This is a genomic window from Henriciella sp. (assembly GCF_049649345.1).
GTDB lineage: Bacteria > Pseudomonadota > Alphaproteobacteria > Caulobacterales > Hyphomonadaceae > Henriciella.
The window spans coordinates 1-5,116 of record NZ_JBARZC010000043.1 but is presented as its reverse complement, the minus strand read 5'-3'; the positions used below and the strand labels follow the sequence as shown (position 1 = coordinate 5,116).

At 55.3% G+C, this 5,116-nt stretch carries 3 protein-coding genes and 1 pseudogene; 2 read left to right on the top strand and 2 right to left on the bottom strand.

The genetic code is table 11. The annotated features are described in order from the left end of the window. Together WA989_RS01135 and uvrB are read left to right on the top strand one after the other, a co-directional pair. Positions 1 to 694: pseudogene (locus tag WA989_RS01135) on the top strand (hypothetical protein); the annotation flags it as partial. A gap of 142 nt (positions 695 to 836) precedes the next feature. Further along, positions 837 to 3,035 (top strand): excinuclease ABC subunit UvrB, encoded by a 2,199-nt coding sequence (gene uvrB, locus WA989_RS01130; protein WP_424338694.1) that lies wholly within the window; start codon positions 837 to 839, stop codon positions 3,033 to 3,035. 5 nt (positions 3,036 to 3,040) lie between these two features. Here uvrB and WA989_RS01125 read toward each other — a convergent pair whose 3' ends face one another. Together WA989_RS01125 and WA989_RS01120 are read right to left on the bottom strand one after the other, a co-directional pair. Further along, a complete protein-coding gene (locus WA989_RS01125; protein WP_424338693.1) occupies positions 3,041 to 3,991 on the bottom strand; it encodes an O-methyltransferase in 951 nt (316 codons plus the stop codon). Then, a partial coding sequence (locus WA989_RS01120; protein ID WP_424338692.1) for an ATP-binding protein occupies positions 3,991 to 5,116 on the bottom strand: 1,126 nt, incomplete at its 5' end. The genes WA989_RS01120 and WA989_RS01125, both read right to left, overlap by 1 nt.

Genomic DNA, 5,116 nt, shown 5'->3' with positions numbered 1-5,116 from the left:
ACGCACCGCATTCGAAGATTGCGTCTTCTGCCGCGCGCCGCGTTTCCAATCATGTGAATTCAATTTCGATACAAGTTTTAGAAGAAGTGCATTCGATTGGCGACCGTACATTGTGGCTGTTACAGGGCGTGAGCGAGACGACAGGCTCAGTGTCACTGAAGGCTCCTTTCGAACGCTCGCAAAGCATATGGAGACCATCAAAGCACACGACTACCAGTCCAAGTTCCACGTGGAGCAAATGAAGGCTCGTTTCATGCGGAAGGATGGTGGTGAAGTCCCCTTCTGGGATCGTGTGTTAGCCAGAGGATATGGATCTTTCTCCGAATATGGCAGCAGTTTTATGCGCCCGGCGGCTTGGCTTGTGACGGTATGGATCATCGCGGCGGCCAGCTATTTTCTGTTGGGCTCTGCCGCTGGAATCCCGTGTTCAATTCCTTTGGTGGGAAGCGCGTTCGCATTAGGGCTAACGCTCACCTTTCGACCGTTCTTTGTTTTCAATCCGATATTTGGCCGAATTGGGATGGACACTTGTGATACCGGAGAACCCGTTTGTGGCTCAACCCAACTAGCGGCCTACCTTACCCAGCATTGCGAAATAGGGTTCAAAATCATCGGATTATTCCACAGCCTTCTCGCCACTCTATTCATTTTCCTAATCCTTCTCTCGTTGCGGCGAAAGTTTCAGCTGAGCTAGCCACTCCTGACACACCCCTGTCAGCAGGCCACTGCCGTGGCCTTCTCCGCCTGCCATCGATCCACCGGATCGATGGCTTTGCTGCGCAAACCGGCTGCGAAGCCCCTTCACATCCCCCCTCCCCTGCCCCATCTTGCCGTTCATGGCTCGTTCCCCTTCCGGCGTTCAGGACGCCTCTGCGACATTTGACTGGTCTGGCGCCGCGCGCGATGCGTCGGGGCAGCTGGCATCCGATAACTGGACTCCGCACCGGCCCGACCGGCGCTGGGAGAAGATCGAGGGTGGCAAGCGCTTCGTCGTGGCGTCCGACTATGAGCCGGCAGGCGACCAGCGCACGGCCATCCCGGAACTCGTCGAGGGCATCAAGGATGGCGAGCGCGACCAGGTCCTGCTCGGCGCGACGGGCACCGGCAAGACCTTCACCATGGCCAAGGTCATCGAGGCGGTGCAGCGCCCGGCGCTGATCCTCGCGCCCAACAAGACGCTTGCGGCACAGCTCTATGGCGAGATGAAATCCTTCTTCCCGGACAATGCGGTGGAGTATTTCGTCTCCTATTACGACTACTATCAGCCGGAAGCCTATGTGCCGCGCTCGGACCTCTATATCGAGAAGGAATCCTCGATCAATGAGGCGATCGACCGGATGCGCCACTCGGCGACGCGGGCGATCCTGGAGCGCGATGACGTGATCATCGTGGCGTCGGTCTCGTGCATTTACGGCATTGGCTCGGTCGAGACCTACAGCTCGATGACGTTCAAGCTCGAAGAGGGCCAGCAGATCGATCCGCGCGAGGTGACGCAGAAGCTCGTGGCGCTGCAATACACGCGCAATGACAGCGCCTTCCAGCGCGGCAGCTTCCGCCTCAAGGGCGACGTGCTCGACATCTTCCCGGCCCACCTTGATGACTGCGCCTGGAAGCTCTCTTTCTTTGGCGACGAGCTGGAAAGCATTGTCGAATTCGACCCGCTGACCGGCAAGAAAACCGCCGATCTGCCCGCCATCAAGCTCTACGCCAACAGCCACTATGTGACACCGCGCCCGACGCTCAACGGCGCCATAAACGGCATCAAGAAAGAGCTGAAGGAGACGCTCGCCCACTTCGAAAAGCACGGCAAACTGCTCGAGGCCCAGCGCATCGAGCAGCGCACGACCTATGACCTCGAAATGATGGCCGCGACCGGCTCCTGCAACGGCATCGAGAACTATTCGCGCTATCTCACCGGCCGCCTGCCGGGTGAGCAGCCGCCGACCATGTTCGAATACCTGCCGGAAATCGCCCTCGTCTTCGTCGATGAGAGCCACCAGACCGTGCCGCAGATCGGCGCCATGTTCAAAGGCGACTTCAACCGCAAGTCGACGCTCGCCGAATATGGCTTCCGCCTGCCCTCCTGCATCGACAACCGCCCGCTGAAATTCCCCGAATGGGAGGCGATGCGCCCGCAGACGGTGCACGTGTCCGCGACGCCCGGTAAATGGGAGCTGGAGCAGACTGGCGGCGTGTTCACCGAACAGGTGATCCGCCCCACTGGCCTCATCGACCCGCCGGTCGAGGTGCGCCCTGTCACCGGCACCAAGGACAATGGCAATATCAACCAGGTCGACGATTTGATGGCCGAGGTGAAGGAGGTCGCGGCCAAGGGCATGCGCTCGCTGGTCACGACGCTGACCAAAAAGATGGCCGAGGATCTCACCGAATACCTGCACGAGAATGGCGTGCGCGTGCGCTACATGCACTCTGACATCGATACGGTCGAGCGGATCGAGATCATCCGTGACCTGCGGCTCGGCGAGTTCGACGTGCTGGTCGGTATCAACCTGCTGCGGGAGGGCCTCGATATTCCCGAATGCGGCTTTGTCGGCATTCTCGATGCGGACAAGGAAGGCTTCCTGCGGTCAGAGACCTCGCTGGTGCAGACCATCGGCCGGGCGGCGCGCAATGCCGATGCGCGCGTCGTGCTCTATGCAGACCGGGTGACCGGCTCGATGGAGCGCGCCATGGAAGAAACCGAACGGCGCCGCGAGAAACAGATCGCGCACAACGAAGCACACGGCATCGTCCCGACCACGATCGTGCGGGCCGTCGCGGACATTCTCGCCGATCTCGGCGAGAGCCGGTCCAAGACCCAGCAGCTCAAGGGGGGACGCTCCCGCAAACTCCCGCGCGGGGTCTCCGAGGACAAGGCCCCTGCCCTGGAGGCCGGCTCAGGCCACAACCTCAAAGCCGTCATCTCCGACCTGGAGAAACAGATGCGCGAAGCGGCGGCGAATTTGGAGTTTGAAGAGGCGGCGAGATTGCGCGATGAGGTGAAGAAGTTGCGGGAAGAGGAGTTGGGGCTGTGAGCGACTCAGCCTTCCAACACTACAAAGTTCGGGAGATAACGGTAAAACGCCGAAAACCTGCGCCGATCCGCCTCCGGGATATAATCAGGACTTTTGGGGACACTGGCATCTACCGTGGGAAGATGTCGCTCTATGGCTCTGATTTCTCGAATGGTTAGAGGAGGAACTTCGATTCGGACGGGTTTGTCAGAATGTAAAAAGTCCAATGAACCGAAGTCTGCTTTCTCATAGGTATCAGTCTGTTGGGTATCCACGAAAACACCAATTTCTGTGCTCATCTTTGCGCCATCTGTGTATTCAATGGCCGCCACGCTTTCGTATTTTAATTTATTGTCTGAACCCGCGTTGCGAATGATGAGTGCCTCTTCAATTTCTTGCATAATCATCTGTCTGCTGAGTGCTCCGTATCTCCAACCGTACAGATCAAGTTCCGAAAACTTCTCCGGAATTCTCTCAGCGCCGAATTTGGCTCGAAACTGATCGTCCGCTGAAAGATCTGAATCGTCTTCCTGAAGCTCGGGCGCGTTATCACAGTTAGTAGTTGTGCAAAGCAAAGACCCGTTCGCCGCCCGCGTCGCGACCGTTCCTACATCGGACAGAACATCAGGCTGGAGTTTGGAATCGTAATCAAGCCAAACAATTTTCTTCGAATCCCAATCCAGCGCGGGGAGCGCCGTAGAGCATTTCTCGAAACGGATTTCGATGGAAGAAAACGGTTTGTTTGCCTCTACACGCGCTTGAGCGTGGGTAGCGCCTTCAATAGAAACCATTTTCTTAAGGCCAAATAGGCGATGAAACAGAGAAAAGTCTGTGAACCACAGAGATCCCATCCCCACATATTCATATTGTTCAAGCGGCGCGAACACGTGAAGTCGTCTGATAATTTCCGCTACCATACGGCGCTCGGCGTGCTTCGCTGGACGAATCGAGTAATTTATTTTTCGGAAGCTATCCATTATCCGCAAAGCTCCGCGTAGATTAAATCAAACGTCTTTTCCCCGACAGCTACAGCGCTATTTACGCTCAATGCTTGCTTCAGCTCTTCGATTTTAGAGACGGGTCTTGAGTATTGAATTTTTGTAGTTGGCGGACCCGGTCGAATTGCGTCTCTTCTTGGCGCCTCAAAATCTTGTTTTTTCTTTGTCACCATTTCAATACTTTGAGAACTAGCGCTTTCAACATACTTCAGAAGCGCGCTATGTTTTCTTGTATGCTCATCGATATCAGCATCCAGATCATTCAGCCAATTGATTACTGGTCGCATCATTTCAACCATCCGGTTAAACGTCTTGCGCCACGCGACATTATCCACATCGATATCGGTTTTCTGAGTGTTCCAAGGGAGCAGCGAAGAGTCGTCACTATCTAGCCAGACGACTCCTCGAAATCTCGCAAACTGGTTGTGGAAGCTCGGGATCATCACACGATTGCTTTCTTCCTCGATTTTTCCCCAGCCCGTATTGGCGTCACGATCAGCGCTGAGTATAACGCGACCGTTGCAGACGACGTACCAGCCAGCTTCGCGGGGGCTTGACTGGCCCACGCCCACCAAAATTTTGACATGCACAGGCTTATTGTCATCTGTTATGATTTGAAATTCATCGTAGCCAGGTTTGAGATCAGACTGCACAAGCAATGCCAACTTGGTAGCATCTATAACTTCCTCGTTAACTTCAATATGAAGTCTGTCCGCAATGAATTCGCGGTGCTTTGTCTTGATCAAGTCTCTGAGTTTTTGGACGAATTGGACTGAACCAAACCGCTGCGATACCTCAGCCCTTAAGTCCGTAACTTCTACGCGCGTACCAGGCACGCTTTCTGAAACTCCCCCAGCCGACTCAAAATCGATCCAAGGAAAGTGCCAGTCTGTATGGTTAAGCCACTCATCTACGTCCAAACCTACAGCCCATGATTCCTTATCGGTGGAGGAGTGTACCTCAAACTTCGATCCAAATTTGAGCAATGCACGCTTCATTCCAACGCCGAATTGCCCAATCGATCCTGCTGATCTTGGAAAACTACTTGGCCGGCCAAACCTAAAAGCGTAATTTTTGGCGGTATCTTTGCTGAACCCACCACAA

Bases quoted from the DNA above. Each gene is read 5' to 3' on its own strand.
- uvrB (WP_424338694.1), top strand. From the start codon at position 837: ATGGCTCGTTCCCCTTCCGGCGTTCAGGACGCCTCTGCGACATTTGAC.
- WA989_RS01125 (WP_424338693.1), bottom strand. From the start codon at position 3,991: ATGGATAGCTTCCGAAAAATAAATTACTCGATTCGTCCAGCGAAGCAC.